Below are 17267 nucleotides of genomic sequence, written 5' to 3'. Positions count from 1 at the left end.
GGCAAGCCGGCTCCTACAGACATGTGTAGGAGCCGGCTTGCCGGCGAAACACTACAGCCCACCCGTTGCCTGAAACCCCACCCCCAACACTGTCAGCACCGACAACGGCAGCAACAGCGTATCGAGCAGGGCACTGGCCGGCAGGTCTACTCCCGGATAGCTCGGTGCCTCGGCGCCAAAGCGGTCCATGGCGCAGCAACCACCCTGCATGACATAAAGATCCAGGCGCGTTCCCGAATACACCACTGGCGCCCCAGGTTGTGCGGCGTTCAAGGTGCGGACCGTGGCACAGCCCCCCAGATGCAGAACAGCCAGCAGCATCAGCAGGGATTTATTCATCGCTGCTCAAATGATGCTCGCCCCAGCGCGGCAACATGTCCTGGGGAATGTTCAGCAGATTAAGAATCCGCGCCACGACGAAATCCACCAGGTCATCGATGGTCTGCGGCTGATGATAGAAGCCCGGCGACGCCGGCAGGATAGTCACGCCCATATTCGACAACTTGAGCATGTGTTCCAGATGAATGCTGGAATAGGGTGCCTCACGAGGCACCAGAATCAACTGCCGGCGCTCCTTGAGGGTGACATCCGCCGCCCGCTCGATCAGGTTGTTGCAAGCCCCGGTAGCGATCGCCGACAAGGTGCCGGTGGAGCAAGGCACCACCACCATCGCCGCCGGCGAGCCGGAACCCGAGGCCACCGGCGACATCCAGTCTTCCTTGCCGTACACCCGAATCTGCCCCGCCGCCGCGCCGGTGTACTCGGTGAGGAAAGCCTGCATCATCTGCGGTTTGGGCGGCAGGGTCACATCGGTTTCCGTGGCCATGACCAACTGCGCGGCCTTGGAGATCAGGAAGTGCACTTCCCGATCCTCACGCACCAGGCAATCCAGCAGGCGCAAACCGTACTGGGCGCCCGAGGCACCGGTCATGGCCAGGGTGATGCGTTCCGGGCCGTTGCTCATTGCAGTGCCTCGGCCAGTTTGCCGTGCAGGCCGCCGAAGCCGCCGTTGCTCATGATCACCACCTGGGTGCCCGGCTTGGCCTGGCTTTTCACCCGTTCGATGATGCCCTCAAGGGAGTCGCTGACAATCGACGGCACCGTACACAAGGCCGCCGTAGCCGCCAGATCCCAGCCCAGGTTGGCCGGTGCATACCAGATCACCTGATCGGCCTGATTGACGCTTTCCGGCAGCCCGTCACGGTGGGCGCCAAGCTTCATGGAATTGGAGCGCGGCTCGATGATGGCGATCACCGGTGCGTCGCCGACCCGCTTGCGCAGACCGTCCAGGGTGGTGGCAATAGCCGTTGGGTGGTGGGCGAAGTCATCGTAGATGGTCACGCCATGCACTTCGGCAACCTTCTCCATGCGGCGCTTCACGCTCTTGAACGCACTCAGGCCGGCAATGCCCATGGACGGCACCACGCCGACATGACGAGCAGCGGCCAGAGTCGCCAGGGCGTTGGCCACGTTGTGCTGCCCGGTCAGTTCCCACTCCACCACGCCCTGGCTCACGCCCTCGAACATCACTTCAAAGGCCGAACCGTCGGCACTGAGCAACTTGACCTGCCACTGGCCACCGGCGCCGGTGGTCTGCACCGGCGTCCAGCAGCCCATCTCGATGACCCGCTGCAAGGCAGGCTCGGTGGTGGGATGAATCACCAGGCCTTCACTGGGGATGGTCCGCACCAGGTGGTGGAACTGCCGCTCGATGGCCGCCAGGTCAGGGAAGATATCCGCATGATCGAACTCAAGGTTATTGAGGATCGCCGTGCGCGGGCGGTAGTGGACAAACTTCGAGCGCTTGTCGAAGAACGCACTGTCGTACTCATCGGCCTCGATCACGAAGAACGGTGTGCCGCCCAGGCGGGCCGAAACGGCGAAATTCTGCGGCACCCCACCGATCAGGAAGCCCGGGCTCATGCCCGCATGCTCCAGTACCCAGGCCAGCATGCTGCTGGTGGTGGTCTTGCCATGGGTGCCGGCTACCGCCAAGACCCAGCGCCCTTGCAGGACATGGTCCGCCAGCCACTGCGGGCCGGAAACATAGGGCAGGCCTTTGTTCAGCACATATTCCACGGCCGGGTTGCCCCGGGACATGGCATTGCCGATGACCACCAGATCCGGAGCAGGGTCCAGCTGGGCCGGGTCATAGCCTTGAGTCAGCTCGATGCCCTGGGCTTGCAGCTGGGTGCTCATGGGGGGATAGACGTTAGCGTCGGAGCCGGTGACGTGATGGCCCAGTTCTTTAGCCAGAACCGCCATCGAGCCCATGAAAGTGCCGCAGATACCGAGAATATGGATGTGCATAGTCGACCTCATAAAACATCGGCGCAGGTTAGCCTAGAGGGCTGCAAATCGCACCCATTAGCTGACCGGGAGGCTGTTGCGTTTGCCGCCGCTGGCACAAGGCGCGTGGCCCTGCACAAGCGACTACAGATGCGGCTTAACGCGCGATACCGTGTTTGCGCAGCTTTCTATAGAGGGTGTTGCGGCTGACCCCCAGCTGTTCGGCGGTATGGGTCATGTGCCAGCGCTGTTGCTCCAGGGCTGCCAGTAGCGCAACCCGCTCGGCGTCCTCCAGGGGTCGCTCCTGCGCCTCGGCAACCGGCTCGCTAACCGGCGCCGGGCGGTTATTGCGGATCAACGGCGGCAGATCTTCCAGACCAATGCGGCCGTTTTCACACAAGGCCGCCAGGGTCCGCAGCACATTGCGCAATTGCCGCACGTTACCCGGCCAGGAATAACTCAACAGGCTTTGACGCACCGCGTCGTCCAGCACCACCGGTTGCCCACCCGCCTCTTCGGCCAGGAGAAAGTCCAGCAACTGGGATTTGTCGCTGCGATCGCGCAGGGCCGGCAGCGCGATTTCCAGGCCATTGAGCCGGTAGTACAGATCCTCGCGAAAACTGCCGTCGCGTACCCGCTCCAGCAGATCCCGGTGGGTCGCGCTGATGATTCGCACGTTGACCGATTGCGGCTCACCGCCAATCGGCACCACCAGCCGATCCTCCAGCACCCGCAACAAACGCGTCTGCAGGGCCAGGGGCATATCGCCGATTTCATCGAGGAACAAGGTGCCGCCATCGGCCTGTTGCAACTTGCCGCGCATACCCTCCTTGCGAGCCCCGGTAAAGCTGCCGCCGCGATAACCGAAGAGCTCGCTCTCGATCAGGCTCTCCGGGATCGCCGCGCAATTGAGGGCGACAAAGGTTTTATCAGAGCGGGCACTGCCCTGATGCACAGCCTTGGCGAAAGCCTCCTTGCCGGAGCCGGTTTCGCCATTGATCAACAGCGGCACATCACGCTCGAACACCCTAGAGGCCCGGCGAAAATCATTCTGCAGCCCTTCGTCCCCAAGGCAGATGCTTGAAGTGCGCGGCAGCGCAACGCCAGCCGGCACCCGCGGAGCTGGTTGCGATACCGGGTGGGGCTGACCACGCAACAAGGCGAACAGGCGACGCCCATCCCGGGTGCGCAAGGGCCAACTGGCGCTGGCATTGATGCTGGCGCGACTGAGCAATTCATCCAGGGAACAGTCGAAAAAGCTGTCCACCGGCTTGCCCAGCAAGCCACCGCGAATATGCCCCAGCAGATTCAGGGCGCTCTGGTTCACCGCACAGATCCGCCCCTCGCCGTCAAACGCCAGCAAGCCCTCACTGAACAGCCCCACAGACTCCGCCTGCAGATGAAAGCGCAGCAGCCACTGGTTCTCGAAATAACGCAGGAAATAGCAGCTCTCGATCATTTTCGCCGAGAGATTGACCAGGGCCATGGTGTGGAACTGACTCTGCCGGGAAACGTCCTGACGCGCCGAGGACACATCCAGTACCGCCAGCAATTCGCCATGGGGATCGAACACCGGGCTCGCCGAGCAGGTCAGGCCGGTGTGCCGGCCACGGAAGTGCTCGCCCTGGTGAATGGTCAGCGACTGGCGCTCCACCAGGCAGGTGCCGATGCCGTTGGTGCCTTCCCGAGCCTCGCTCCAGTCGGCGCCCAGCCAGAGACCGGCATGCTCGAAAATCTTGCGCTCGCTGGGGGCAGTGATGCAGTTGAGGATCACCCCCCGGGCATCGGTCAGCAGCACCGCATGACCCGCGCCGGACAATTGCTGATGCAGGTTGGCCATCTCGGTGCCGGCTATTTGCAGCACATCCTGCAGGCGTTCGCGACTTTCCAGCAGACGACCATGCTCCAGCACTGTGGGTGCCATGGCCAGGGCCGGATCCAGATGATAGTCCTCAAGGCAGCGCAGCCAGGAGCGGGCGATGGAAGGATCGCTGCCGGGCCCCTGCAAATGGGCTTTACCCTGGGCCACCGTCAGCACCTGCTGGGCATGTCGACTCAGATGATTACTACTGTGCATTTCTTATTATTCTCCTGATGCGCTGTCACGCTCAGACGGACCACTGGCGCCGCTGCCGGCTGCATCGGCCATAAAAGAAGGACAGACCATCAGATCTATCCGACAAAATTCGACACGCGAACCAGCATCCTCCAGCCGCTGTTTCATTGCAATGCCGGCTTGACCCATGAGTCACAGCCTGTGCCATTCAGGTTACAAACTGTCACTCGGGGTCGTACCAGATTTGTCACACCCTGCCGTTGGCACCGCTTCGAAACATCCTCAAACCCTTGATTCACATGGCTCGCACCCCACTGGCCCGACCTTTGCTCTACGCTTGGTATGCGCTATAGCGCGTCCTCCCCCATAAGCATAAAAGCCAGGAGATACCCACCATGCGTTACGCACACCCCGGTACTGAAGGCGCTATCGTTTCGTTCAAGAGCAAGTACGGTAACTACATCGGCGGCGAATTCGTCGCGCCTGTCAAAGGCCAGTACTTCACCAACACCTCGCCGGTCAACGGCCAGCCAATTGCCGAATTCCCCCGTTCCACCGCCGAAGACATCGACAAGGCGCTGGACGCTGCCCATGCCGCCGCCGACGCCTGGGGCGCCACCTCGGTGCAGGCCCGCTCGCTGATCCTGCTGAAGATCGCCGACCGTATCGAACAGAACCTGGAACTGCTGGCCATCACCGAAACCTGGGACAACGGCAAGGCGGTACGCGAGACCCTGAACGCTGACATTCCCCTGGCCGCCGACCACTTCCGCTACTTCGCCGGTTGCCTGCGGGCCCAGGAAGGCAGCGCCGCGGAAATCGACGGCAACACCGTGGCCTACCACATCCATGAACCCCTGGGCGTGGTCGGGCAGATCATCCCGTGGAACTTCCCGATCCTGATGGCCGCCTGGAAACTCGCCCCGGCCCTGGCTGCCGGCAACTGCGTGGTACTCAAGCCCGCCGAGCAGACCCCACTGGGCATCACCGTACTGATGGAAGTGATCGGCGACCTGCTGCCACCGGGCGTGCTCAACGTGGTGCAAGGTTTCGGCCGCGAAGCCGGCGAAGCCCTGGCCACCAGCAAGCGCATCGCCAAGATCGCCTTCACCGGCTCCACCCCGGTGGGCTCGCACATCATGAAATGCGCCGCCGAGAACATCATTCCGTCCACCGTGGAACTGGGCGGCAAGTCGCCGAACATCTTCTTCGAAGACATCATGCAGGCCGAGCCCAAATTCATCGAAAAGGCCGCCGAAGGCCTAGTGCTGGCGTTCTTCAACCAGGGTGAAGTCTGCACCTGCCCATCGCGCGCCCTGGTCCAGGAATCGATCTACGACGAATTCATGCAAGTGGTGATGAAGAAAATCGAGCAGATCAAGCGTGGCGACCCGCTGGACACCGACACCATGGTCGGCGCCCAGGCTTCCGAGCAGCAGTTCGACAAGATCCTCTCCTACCTCGACATCGCCAAGAACGAAGGCGCGCAGCTGCTCACCGGCGGCAAGGTGGAGAAACTCGAAGGCGACCTGTCCAGCGGCTACTACATCCAGCCGACCCTGCTCAAGGGCACCAACAAGATGCGCGTGTTCCAGGAAGAAATCTTTGGCCCGGTGGTCAGCGTCACCACCTTCAAGGACGAAGCCGAAGCCCTGGCGATTGCCAACGACACCGAGTTCGGCCTGGGTGCCGGGGTCTGGACCCGCGACATCAACCGCGCCTATCGCATGGGCCGCGGGATCAAGGCCGGCCGCGTCTGGACCAACTGCTACCACCTGTACCCGGCTCACGCCGCGTTCGGTGGCTACAAGAAATCCGGCGTCGGCCGCGAGACCCACAAGATGATGCTCGACCACTACCAGCAGACCAAGAACCTGCTGGTGAGCTACGACATCAACCCATTGGGCTTCTTCTGATCGACCCTCCCGGCGACCCAGGTCGCCGGGAGGCCTTTTCGCGGCCTCGCCGCGCCCGTTCACCTGCTCTGATCCGGTGCCGAAGGCTTGCCGGACGGGACACTGCTGTCGGAAGTTCTGCGCCAAACCAGTCGTGCACAGACCCTGCTTGAAAAACAATAACAAGGGACAAACGCAATGGATCAGATCGGCAACTACGTGCTCTACCTCATCATGCTCTGCGCCGTACTCGGTGCCTTCGCCGCCATCTATGACAGCGAGCGAGGATTGGGCAAAGAATTCATGGAAGGCATCCATGCCACCGGCTACATCTTCGTGCCGGCCGCAGGGATCATGGCTTCCATTCCCTACCTGACCGTGGTCATCGAGACGGTCTTCGGCCCGTTCTTCAACTCCCTGGGCGCCGACCCGGCCCTGGCGGCGACCATGATCATCGCCTCGGACATGGGCGGGTATCAGTTGGCCTCGGCCCTGGCCGCCAGCAAGGAAGCCCTGGTGATGGCCCTGATCACCGGTTTCATGGGCGGTGCAACCATCGTCTTCTCGATCCCCATGGGCCTGGCGATGCTCGACAAGCGCGACCACAAGTACATGGCCTTGGGGATCATGTCTGGAATCCTGACCATCCCCGTCGGGGTGATGATCGCCAGCCTGATCCTGGCTTTCAGCAACCCGGTGGTACGCGAACTGGTGAGCACCAACGGTGAGGCCAGCTACCAACTGGCCCTGGGCCTGGGCAGCATCTTCGCCAACCTGCTGCCGATCCTGATCTTCGTCGTGGCCCTGGCCCTGGGCCTGCGTTTCCTGCCGGACATGATGATCAAGGGTTTCATCATCTTCGGCCGCGCCATGGACGCAGCCATCAAGCTGGTGCTGGTGTTCTCCATCGTCGAGTACTTCACCGGGGTCTTCTCCGCGGTATTTGGCGGCTGGGGCTTCCACCCGATCATTGCCGACGCCCAGGACCAGACCCGCGCCCTGGAAACCGCCGGCTACATCGGCATCATGCTGGCCGGCGCCTTCCCCATGGTCTACCTGCTGCGCAAATACCTGGGCAAGCCCCTGGAAAACCTCGGCGGCAAGATCGGCTTGAGCGCGGTAGGCAGCGCCGGCATGCTGGCGACCATCGCCAACATCCTCGCCATGTTCCGCCTGGTACGCCTCATGCCGCCCAAGGACAAGGTGGTGAACATCGCCTTCGGTGTCTGCGCCGCCTTTCTGCTGGGTGACCACCTGTCCTTCACCGCCAACTTCCAGCCCACCATCATCCTGCCGGTACTGATCGGCAAGATCAGCGCCGGCTTCGTCGCCGTCGGCCTGGCCTACTGGCTGTCGGTGCCCAAGGCACTGCAACTGGAAGCCCAGGATCGGGCAGCGGGGATCATCGCCCCGGGCGAGTACCTGGGCGGCACCGCGCTGGACACTCCGGAACCTGCAGGCCAGAAGGCCACCGCCTGACTCCGGCGCGGCGAGGAGCGCCTGCATGCAAGCCATCACGGGCGGAGCATCGGTACTGTTGCTGGGGCTGGACTTCGGGTCCACCACCAGCAGCGCGCTGATCGCCCAGGCCAGCCTGAGCAGCCACTGCATCACCGGACGCATGGCCCTCAACGAGCCCCGGGTGCTGTTTCGTGGCGAGCCGGTGTTCACCCCGTTCAAGGACCAGATCATCGATGAAGGCGCGATCCGAGGCCTGATCGAAACCTGGCTCGAACAGGCCGGCGTGAGCCCGGAACAGCTGTTTTCCGGTGGCGTGATCATCACCGGCCTGGCGGCCCGGCGGCACAACGCCCAGGCACTGGCGCAACTGGTCGGCCAATTGATCGGCAACGCCCTGATCACTCGCGCCGACGACGGCGGGCTGGAGTCCTGGCTGGCCTTCATGGGCAGCTGTTCGGCGCTGAGCCGCTTCCACGCTCGGCAACCGATGCTCAACCTGGATATCGGCGGGGGCACCACCAACGCCGCCTGGGGCCTGGATGGCAACGTCCTGGCCAGCGGCTGCCATTTCATTGGTGCCCGGCACTTGCAGTTCGAGCCGGGCAGTTATCGTCTCAGCGACGTATCGGAGTTCGGTCAGGCACTGCTCGATCACCTGGCAATCCGCAAGCATCCCGGACAGGTCCTGGAACGTCCCGAGCTGGACGCGGTGGTCAATTGGTACATCGATGCCCTGGTCGCCATTGCCGAAGGTGATCGCCACTTCTTTGCCAGCCGGCTGGGCCAACTGACCGAACAACTGCCGCTGATCCTCCCTGAACACAATGCCGACCCGGCCCTGACTTTTTCCGGTGGCGTGGGCGAACTGCTCTATCGCCACCTGCAAGGCGAACCCATGCCCGGCACCACCTACTACGGCGATCTGGGCATCGATCTGGCCCTGGCCATTGCCCGCCACCCGCGACTGGTACGGGCGGCCACCCGACTGGTGCCGGAAAACCGTGGCCGGGCCACGGTCTACGGTCTGACCCTGCACAACACCGAGATTTCCGGCAGCACCCTGTTTCTGCCCCAGCCCGAGGTGCTGCCCCTCAAGGACCTGCCCATCGTCGCCCGGTTGCCCATGGGTGCCACCCAGCAGCAACTGGACGACGCCCTGGCCCTGGCACTGAGCAGCTGCGACGGCGCTTGCCTGCAATTGCTCGACAACGGCCAGACGCCTCGACTGGAAGACATACGACAGCTGGGCGCACGCCTGGCCCGGGCCCTGGACCAGGCGCGCCCCGCCCCGCAGTGGCCGCTGGTGCTGCTGCTGGAAAGCAATGTCGGCAAGGTCCTGGGCAACTACGCCACGGATTGGGGGCGCAGTTCTTGCAACCTGATCGTCATCGATGAAGTACGCGAGCGTTCGGCACACTTCATCAACCTGGGAAAACCCCACCAGCACATCGTGCCCGTCGCCTTCTACGGCGTGCACTGAGCCGATGCCGGCCAAGGAGAGTCTTGCCATGTCACTCACCGCACTGCAGCACATCCGCCTTCCCGAAGTGCTTGCCGAACAGGCCTACAGCACCCGGGTGCTGGACCGCGAGATAGGCTTCGCCAGCCTCAAGGCGGTGCTCGGCGCCGCCGACATCAGCAAGGCCGGTGACCGGGTGGCGGGGCTCGCGGCTGCAGATGAAATCACCCGCGAGGCGGCGCGCAAGGTGCTCTCCGAGCTGACCCTGGATCACTACTTCCAGCATCCGCTGACAGACCGCCACGGCCGCATCGACAGCGTCATGCAGGTCAACTACGACATCGACCACAGCGTCTTTGGCGAGATCGCCGACCTGACCCTGGGCGCCCTGAAAGATCGCCTGTTGCGCAGCCATGGCACTGAAATACGCCGCATCGGTACGGCCCTGACCGGGGTCATGGTGGCGGCCCTGGCCAAGCTGCTGGATGTCCACGAACTGATCCTGCTGTCGAAAAAGCTCAAGAGCGGCGCGGCGGCCAAGGCCAGGACCCTGGTGGGCCTGCCCGGTACTCTGTCGTCGCGCTTGCAGCCCAACCATCCCACCGACAACCTCAGCGGCATTACGCTGCTGGTCTACACCGGCCTCAGCATGGGTTCGGGGGACGCACTGATCGGACTCAATCCGGCCATCGACACCGTGGACAACATCAGTGCCACCCTGCGCCACCTGGACAAATTGCGCCGGGAAACCGGAGCGCCAACGCAGATCTGTGTGCTCTCCCACATCAAGACCCAACTGGCCTGCCTCGACCAGGGCGCGCCGGTGGAAATCATGTTCCAGAGCCTGGCCGGCACCGAGCGTACCCTGACCGACGAATTCGACGTCACCGTGCAGCTGCTGGATCAGGCCTGGCAGACCATGACCGAACGCGGCCCGCTGCGCGATGTTGCGGAGAACTTCATGTACTTCGAGACCGGCCAGGGCAGCGAGCTGACCTACGGCAAGCACGAAGGCATCGACATGACCACGTGCGAAGCCCTGTGCTACGGGCTGGCCCGGCGCTATCGGCCGTACATGGTGAATAACGTCACCGGCTTCATCGGCCCGGAAACCCACCTCGACAACTTCGAGATGACCTATTCCTGCCTGCAGGACCAGTTCATGGGCAAGCTGCTGGGGCTGCCCATGGGCATGGCGCCCTGCTACACCCTGCATTCCCAGGTGACCCTGGAAGGCCAGCAGATGGCCACCGAATTGCTGACTGCCGCAGGCGCCAACTTCTTCATGGACGTGTACCTGAGCACCGATCGCATGCTCGCCTACTTCGACACCAGCGCCCACGACAACCAGACCCTGCGCGAAGTCCACGACCTGGCGCCGGCCCCGGAATACCTGCGCTGGGCCCTGGGCAAGGGGATTTTCCAGGAGGATGCCCACGGTAACGTAGAGCGCGGACCGAACTGGGGCAACCCGCGGATTTTCTGCGCCTCGGACATCGACTTCCAGCGCCTGCTGGAATCCACCCCGGCCACCTACGGCTTCGACAATGCCGGCCCACGCCCGGCCAACACGGTGTCGCGGACCGTGCGCGCCAACCTCGCGGTGGCCCGAGAGGCGATCTACGTCGACCTGCGCCCCAGCGAAATCGGCGCCATTGCCCTGCGCGAGCTGCGTACCGCTGCCCCGGACAAGCTGGCTCACCTACAGGACCCGGAGCTGGGCGCGCGGCTGACCGAGGAAGTGCTGCGGCGCCTTAAACCGGAATACAACGACGTGCAGATCGTGATTTCCGACGGCCTCAGTGCCGAGGCCATCCACCACAACATTCCCGAGTTGCTGCCGGTGCTGATGGATGGCCTGCTGAGTCGCGAGCTGCGCATCGGCCAGCCGATCCTCGCGCCCTATGGCCGGGTCAAGCTGGCGGAGTCGGTGGGCGAAGCCCTGCAACCGCAACTGATCATCGTACTGATCGGCGAGCGCCCCGGCGGCGATGCCCTGGCCTCGCGCAGCATGTCCGCCTACCTGGGCTACCGCCTGCCGGACGACCAGGCCCGCCGCGCCGCCGCCCAGTTCAGCGGCAACCCGGACATTCGCTATGAATACACCGTGATCTCGAACATCTACAGCGGTGGCCTGCCACCGCTGGAAGGCGGCAGTCTGGTGGCGGAAAAGGCCTTTGCCATCCTCCACCACCGGGCTGCCGGAAACCGTCTGGAAAACCTGCTGAAGAAGGTGGCATCCTGATGATCCGCCAGCACTCGGCAACGCCCCTACATCGTTGAAACGGAGACTGAGATGGCCCAATTTTCCCACAGCGTAGGTTCTCAGACCTATCGCTTCGACAGCCTCAAGGAAGTCATGGCCAAGGCCAGCCCGGCCCGTTCCGGAGATTTTCTGGCCGGGGTCGCCGCCCTCAACGACGGCGAACGGGTCGCTGCCCAGATGACCCTGGCGGATATCCCCCTCAAGCACTTTCTCGAAGAAGTGCTGATTCCCTATGAGTCCGACGAAGTCACCCGGCTGATCATCGACAGCCATGACAAGCAGGCCTTCGCCACCGTCAGCCACCTCACCGTTGGCGGTTTTCGCGACTGGCTGCTCAGTGACGCCGCCGACGAGCAGAGCCTGCGGGCCCTGGCGCCGGGCCTGACCCCGGAAATGGCCGCCGCGGTGTCGAAGATCATGCGCGTGCAGGACCTGATCCTGGTGGCGCAGAAGATTCGCGTGGTGACAAAGTTTCGCGGCACCCTGGGCCTGCGCGGGCGCCTGTCCACCCGCCTGCAACCCAACCACCCCACCGACGAGCCGGCGGGTATTGCCGCGAGCATTCTCGACGGCCTGCTGTACGGCAACGGCGATGCAATGATCGGCATCAACCCGGCCACCGACAGCATCGCCTCGATCTGCGCCATGCTGGAAATGCTCGACGCCATCATCCAGCGCTACGAGATCCCGACCCAGGCCTGCGTGCTGACCCACGTCACCACCTCTATCGAGGCGATCAACCGCGGCGTGCCCCTGGATCTGGTGTTCCAGTCGATTGCCGGCACCGAAGCCGCCAACGCCAGCTTCGGCATCAACCTCAACGTGCTCCAGGAAGGCTATGAAGCAGGCCTGAGCCTGAACCGCGGCACCCTCGGGCAGAACCTGATGTACTTCGAGACCGGCCAGGGCAGCGCCCTGTCGGCCAACGCCCACTACGGCATCGACCAGCAGACCTGCGAAACCCGCGCCTATGCCGTGGCCCGGCACTTCAAGCCGTTCCTGGTGAATACCGTGGTGGGGTTCATCGGTCCCGAGTACCTGTACAACGGCAAACAGATCATCCGCGCCGGCCTTGAGGACCACTTCTGCGGCAAGTTGCTGGGCGTGCCCATGGGTTGCGACATCTGCTACACCAACCACGCCGAAGCCGATCAGGACGACATGGACAACCTGCTGACCCTGCTGGGCGTGGCCGGAATCAACTTCATCATGGGCATCCCCGGCTCCGACGACATCATGCTCAACTACCAGACCACGTCCTTCCACGACGCGCTCTATGCTCGCCAGACCCTGGGCCTGAAACCTGCCCCTGAGTTCGAGCAATGGCTGGCCAGGACCGGCATCTTCACCCAGGCCGACGGCAAGGTGCATTTCGGCAACAACCTGCCACCGGCTTTCCGCCAGGCACTGGCCCAGTTGGGATAAGGAACAGGCTCATGCAAAAACATCCGACCGACTCGCAAAACCCCTGGCTGGAATTGCGTCGCCTGACTCCCGCGCGCATTGCCCTGGGCCGCACCGGCACCAGCCTGCCTACCGGCGCCCAGCTGGACTTCCAGTTCGCCCACGCCCAGGCCCGGGATGCGGTGCATCTGCCCTTCGACCACGCCGGCCTGAGCACCCAGTTAGCCGAGCGTGGACGTGACAGCCTGCTGGTCCACAGCGCCGCCACCGATCGCCACAGCTACCTGCAACGCCCGGACCTGGGACGCCGGCTCAGCGACGACTCGGCCCAGGCCCTGCGGGACTATGCCAGCGCTCATCCCGGCGGAGTCGACCTGGCGGTGGTGGTGGCCGATGGCCTGTCGGCCCTGGCGGTGCATCGCCACACCCTGCCCTTTCTGGCGCGCATGGAGGAACAGACCGCCGCCGAAGGCTGGTCGCTGTCGCCGGTGATCCTGGTGGAACAGGGTCGGGTAGCGGTAGCCGATGAGATTGGCGAGCTGCTGGGGGCGAAAATGACCGTGATCCTGATCGGTGAGCGTCCCGGGCTCAGTTCTCCCGACAGCCTGGGGCTGTACTTCACCTACCAGCCGAAAGTCGGGCTCACCGACGCTTATCGCAACTGCATCTCCAACGTGCGCCTGGAAGGACTGAGCTATGGCATGGCCGCCCACCGCCTGCTGTACTTGATGCGGGAAGCCTGCCGACGGCAATTGTCGGGAGTGAACCTCAAAGACGAAGCGCAAGTGCAGACCCTGGACAGCGACTCAACGGCAGACATGAAGGGCAACTTCCTTCTGGGACCGCCCCAAGCGTGATTTTGCAAGACGATTGCGCTTTTTCGCCGCTTTGGGCAGCATCGGAACACGGCTGCCCGAGTCATCCAACCTGTGCCGTCACATCCACTTGAAGTTGAGAGCCACCATGCGGATTACTCAAGCAACCCTCGAGCACCTGGATCTGTTGACCCCGTTATTCGTCAAATACCGCGAATTCTATGGCGCCCTGCCTTACCCGGACTCGTCCCGGGCCTTTCTGGAAAAGCGCCTGCGACGCAAGGAATCGGTGATCTACCTGGCCCTGGCCGATGATGACAGCAGCAAATTGCTGGGTTTTTGCCAGCTGTACCCAAGCTTTTCTTCCCTGTCTCTGAAGCGTGTATGGATTCTCAACGACATCTACGTCGCTGAAGATGCCCGGCGTCAGCTGGTGGCCGACAACCTGATGCGCACCGCGAAGAAGATGGCCAAGGAAACCAACGCCGTCCGCCTGCGAGTTTCCACCAGCAGCAACAACGCCGTGGCGCAGAAAACCTACGAGTCCATGGGCTTTCGCGAAGACAGCGAGTTCAAGAACTACGTCCTGCCCCTCAGCGATAGCTGATCTCACTGACGGCGGCCTCAGGGCCGCCTTATCCCTCAGGCCAGGCAATATCCCAGGCAACCTGCCACGCCAAGCGCGCCGAAACGCCCCGCTACAATCTGAACACGCATTTCACCTATCAGCCTTTATAATGCCGACCTTTTCGAATCGTAAGAAAATCTACACATCCTTGTAGTCCCTTTCTCCGAGTCATCGCACAGGCCTGCCGAGCCAGGCTGTCACCACAGGTGCCCCAATGGATTTCAACCCGATCGACCTAATCCTTCATCTCGACGTTTATCTCGACATGCTGGTGACCAACTACGGGCCCTGGATCTACGCCATCCTGTTTCTGGTGATTTTCTGTGAAACCGGCCTGGTGGTGACCCCGTTCCTGCCCGGGGACTCCCTGCTGTTCATCGCCGGCGCAGTGGCCGCAGGCGGCGGCATGGACCCGGTTCTGCTGGGTGGCCTGCTGATGCTGGCGGCGATCCTCGGTGACAGCACCAACTACGTGATCGGGCGAACCGCGGGAGAACGGCTGTTCAGCAACCCCAATTCGAAAATCTTCCGCCGCGACTACCTGCAGAAAACCCACGATTTCTATGAAAAGCACGGTGGCAAGACCGTAACCCTGGCGCGCTTCCTGCCGATCATCCGCACCTTCGCGCCTTTCGTCGCCGGCGTGGCCCGCATGCCCTACCCGCGCTTTTTCGCCTTCAGCGTGGCCGGCACCATCCTCTGGGTCGGCGGCCTGGTGACCCTGGGCTACTTCTTCGGCAACGTACCGTTCATCAAGAAGAACCTGTCGTTGCTGGTGGTGGCCATCATCCTGCTGTCCCTGGTGCCGATGATCATTGGTGTGCTGCGCAGCCGCTTCGGCCGCAGCGCTGAAAAAGCCGAAACCCGCTAAGCACCATGTGGTCCCTCAGTGCCTGGCGCCGCAAGCGCCGGCTGGCCAAGCACCCGGTCAGTGATGAAACCTGGCAGCGGGTGCGCCAGCACCTGCCCTTCCTCGACGGCATCAGCGTCGCCGAGGACCAGTGGCTACGGGAAGCCAGCGTGCTGTTCCTCGACGACAAGCACCTCACCGCCCTGCCCGGCGTGGAACTGCATCAGGAGCAACGGTTGTTGCTGGCAGCCCAGGCGCAACTGCCGCTGCTGCACCTGGGAGACCTGAACTGGTACCAGGGCTTCCATGAAATCATTCTTTATCCCGACGACTTCCTCAGCCCCCAGCGCCACCGCGATGCCAGCGGTATCGAACATGAATGGGACGGCGAGCACAGCGGCGAAGCCTGGCAGCAGGGCCCGATCATCCTCGCCTGGCCTGGGGTGCTGGCCAGTGGCGGTTGGGAAGCCTACAACCTGGTGATCCACGAACTGGCCCACAAGCTGGACATGCTCAACGGCGACGCCAATGGCCTGCCGCCGCTGCACAGCGACATGCGGGTCAGCGACTGGGCGCAGGTGATGCAAAGTGCCTACGACGATCTCAACCGTCAGCTCGACCATGATCCGGACACAGAAACCGCCATCGATCCCTACGCGGCGGAAAACCCTGCGGAGTTCTTCGCCGTCACCAGCGAATACTTCTTCAGCGCCCCGGATTTGCTCGTGAAGGCCTATCCGAAAGTCTATGAACAGTTGCAGTTGTTTTATCGGCAGAATCCATTGGCCCGACTGCAGCAACTTCAAGCTGAAGATCCGGTCTATCAAACGCACCATTAATGTCCTGTCGCGCTGATACGTTGTTCATCTGAAGGCCAGTTGAAAGACCGCTGCCGCGCCTGCCGACCGATGGCAAAACCGCCGGTCGCACGGTCCGCCCGAACACGCCTGCGAGACAGTACAACCAAGGCTCTACGACCCTTGGCACGTAGCAACGGTTGCGGAGTGTGTCTATAATCGCCGCCACTTTTTGGTCAATCCGGCCAAGTCACTTGGTCAACTAACGGGGGCAACGCCCAATGAGCTACAGCAAGATTCCGGCGGGTAAAGACCTGCCGAACGACATCTACGTCGCTATCGAAATCCCGGCCAACCACGCGCCGATCAAGTACGAAATCGACAAAGACAGCGACTGCCTGTTCGTTGACCGTTTCATGGCCACCCCCATGTTCTACCCGGCCAACTACGGCTTCATCCCCAACACCCTGGCTGACGACGGCGACCCCCTCGACGTGCTGGTCGTGACCCCATACCCAGTAGCGCCAGGCTCGGTGATCCGCGCCCGCCCAGTGGGCATCCTGAACATGACCGACGACGGCGGCGGCGACGCCAAGGTCATCGCAGTACCACACGACAAGCTGTCCCAGCTGTACGTCGATGTGAAGGAGTACACCGACCTGCCAGCCCTGCTGCTGGAACAGATCAAGCACTTCTTCGAGAACTACAAAGACCTCGAAAAAGGCAAGTGGGTGAAGATCGACGGTTGGGGCAATGCCGATGCCGCCCGCGCCGAGATTCTGAAGTCGGTTGCTGCCTACAAAGGCTAAGAGGCAACTGCACGCTTGGAGCGACAAGCTTCAAGAAAGAGCCCCGGTCATCCGGGGCTTTTTTATGCCCGCACACCGCAACATCACCTGTTGGAGCCGGCGTGCCGGCGAAAAGCCTCTTCGGGCAACCATGCATCCAGCAATACATTCCCCAGACTTTTTACCGCCTCAAGGCCTCTGGATAGCGCTTCGCACTGGGAATTGCCGGCGAATATGCGTATGCTGCGCCCCACATTTGCGCATCGACCCCTCAGGCGGTCAGATCGCCCGACGAAGCGGATGACTTTCCTGCCCAGTCCCACAGCCAGCCGCAAGAGCTGGGTGTACGTTTTGAAGGCTGGTGCGGTTTACCAAAAATGAACCAAGCCAGTCCCCGAGAAGCCGGCCACAAGCCGGCTTTTTAATTGTCCGCATTATTCCTCCCCCATCCAAAAATCTACCTGATAACCTTGCTATTGCTGTGATTTAAGGCACATTTCTGCCTGATGGTGTTCAACACCATTTAACCTCATCCGACGAAAAAGTGGGGACGAGTGGG

The 17267-nt window shown here is 62.6% G+C and carries 14 protein-coding genes; 10 read left to right on the top strand and 4 right to left on the bottom strand.

The window, feature by feature from the left end; genetic code table 11:
- Positions 1-51 precede the first annotated feature (51 nt).
- From BLX41_RS07510 to BLX41_RS07495, 4 genes are all read right to left on the bottom strand, one after another.
- Positions 52-339: a YceK/YidQ family lipoprotein gene (locus tag BLX41_RS07510; RefSeq protein WP_123724376.1), complete on the bottom strand. Its 288-nt coding sequence runs from the start codon at positions 337-339 to the stop codon at positions 52-54.
- Positions 332-964 carry a flavin prenyltransferase UbiX gene (ubiX, locus tag BLX41_RS07505; RefSeq protein WP_102865334.1) on the bottom strand — a complete coding sequence of 211 codons (633 nt, stop codon included), beginning with the start codon at positions 962-964 and terminating at the stop codon, positions 332-334. The genes BLX41_RS07510 and ubiX overlap by 8 nt, the downstream gene beginning before the upstream one ends.
- Entirely contained in the window at positions 961-2310 is a 1350-nt protein-coding gene (gene mpl / locus BLX41_RS07500) for a UDP-N-acetylmuramate:L-alanyl-gamma-D-glutamyl-meso-diaminopimelate ligase (RefSeq protein WP_123724375.1), read from the bottom strand. The genes ubiX and mpl overlap by 4 nt, the downstream gene beginning before the upstream one ends.
- A gap of 136 nt (positions 2311-2446) precedes the next feature.
- Positions 2447-4366: a sigma-54-dependent Fis family transcriptional regulator gene (locus BLX41_RS07495; RefSeq protein ID WP_123724374.1), complete on the bottom strand. Its 1920-nt coding sequence runs from the start codon at positions 4364-4366 to the stop codon at positions 2447-2449.
- A gap of 374 nt (positions 4367-4740) precedes the next feature.
- Here BLX41_RS07495 and exaC point away from each other — a divergent pair, with 374 nt between their 5' ends.
- The 10 genes from exaC to ppa all read left to right on the top strand — a co-directional run bounded on the left by exaC (position 4741) and on the right by ppa (position 16729).
- Positions 4741-6261, top strand: a complete 1521-nt coding sequence (exaC, locus tag BLX41_RS07490) for an acetaldehyde dehydrogenase ExaC (protein ID WP_011063687.1) — start codon at positions 4741-4743, stop codon at positions 6259-6261.
- Positions 6262-6438: 177 nt separating this feature from the next.
- Positions 6439-7719, top strand: a complete 1281-nt coding sequence (eutH, locus tag BLX41_RS07485; protein ID WP_103741402.1) for an ethanolamine utilization protein EutH — start codon at positions 6439-6441, stop codon at positions 7717-7719.
- Between the two features lie 25 nt (positions 7720-7744).
- Complete coding sequence (locus BLX41_RS07480; RefSeq protein ID WP_123724373.1) at positions 7745-9181, top strand: ethanolamine ammonia-lyase reactivating factor EutA; 1437 nt, start codon at positions 7745-7747, stop codon at positions 9179-9181.
- Between the two features lie 28 nt (positions 9182-9209).
- Entirely contained in the window at positions 9210-11405 is a 2196-nt protein-coding gene (locus BLX41_RS07475; RefSeq protein WP_123724372.1) for an ethanolamine ammonia-lyase, read from the top strand.
- Between the two features lie 51 nt (positions 11406-11456).
- On the top strand, positions 11457-12851 hold the full coding sequence (locus tag BLX41_RS07470) for an ethanolamine ammonia-lyase subunit EutB (RefSeq protein WP_123724371.1): 1395 nt from the start codon (positions 11457-11459) through the stop codon (positions 12849-12851).
- Between the two features lie 11 nt (positions 12852-12862).
- Complete coding sequence (gene eutC / locus BLX41_RS07465; protein WP_123724370.1) at positions 12863-13687, top strand: ethanolamine ammonia-lyase subunit EutC; 825 nt, start codon at positions 12863-12865, stop codon at positions 13685-13687.
- Positions 13688-13793: 106 nt separating this feature from the next.
- A complete protein-coding gene (locus BLX41_RS07460) occupies positions 13794-14252 on the top strand; it encodes a GNAT family N-acetyltransferase (RefSeq protein WP_110652034.1) in 459 nt (152 codons plus the stop codon).
- 235 nt (positions 14253-14487) lie between these two features.
- Positions 14488-15144, top strand: coding sequence for a DedA family protein (locus BLX41_RS07455; RefSeq protein WP_047306249.1), 657 nt, complete (start codon positions 14488-14490; stop codon positions 15142-15144).
- Positions 15145-15149: 5 nt separating this feature from the next.
- On the top strand, positions 15150-15962 hold the full coding sequence (locus tag BLX41_RS07450; RefSeq protein WP_123724369.1) for a M90 family metallopeptidase: 813 nt from the start codon (positions 15150-15152) through the stop codon (positions 15960-15962).
- Positions 15963-16201: 239 nt separating this feature from the next.
- Positions 16202-16729, top strand: a complete 528-nt coding sequence (gene ppa / locus BLX41_RS07445; RefSeq protein ID WP_011063696.1) for an inorganic diphosphatase — start codon at positions 16202-16204, stop codon at positions 16727-16729.
- Positions 16730-17267 lie beyond the last annotated feature (538 nt).

It is taken from the genome of Pseudomonas protegens, from assembly GCF_003732485.1.
Classification (GTDB): domain Bacteria; phylum Pseudomonadota; class Gammaproteobacteria; order Pseudomonadales; family Pseudomonadaceae; genus Aquipseudomonas; species Aquipseudomonas protegens_B.
This window is presented reverse-complemented; position numbering and strand designations above follow the sequence as displayed.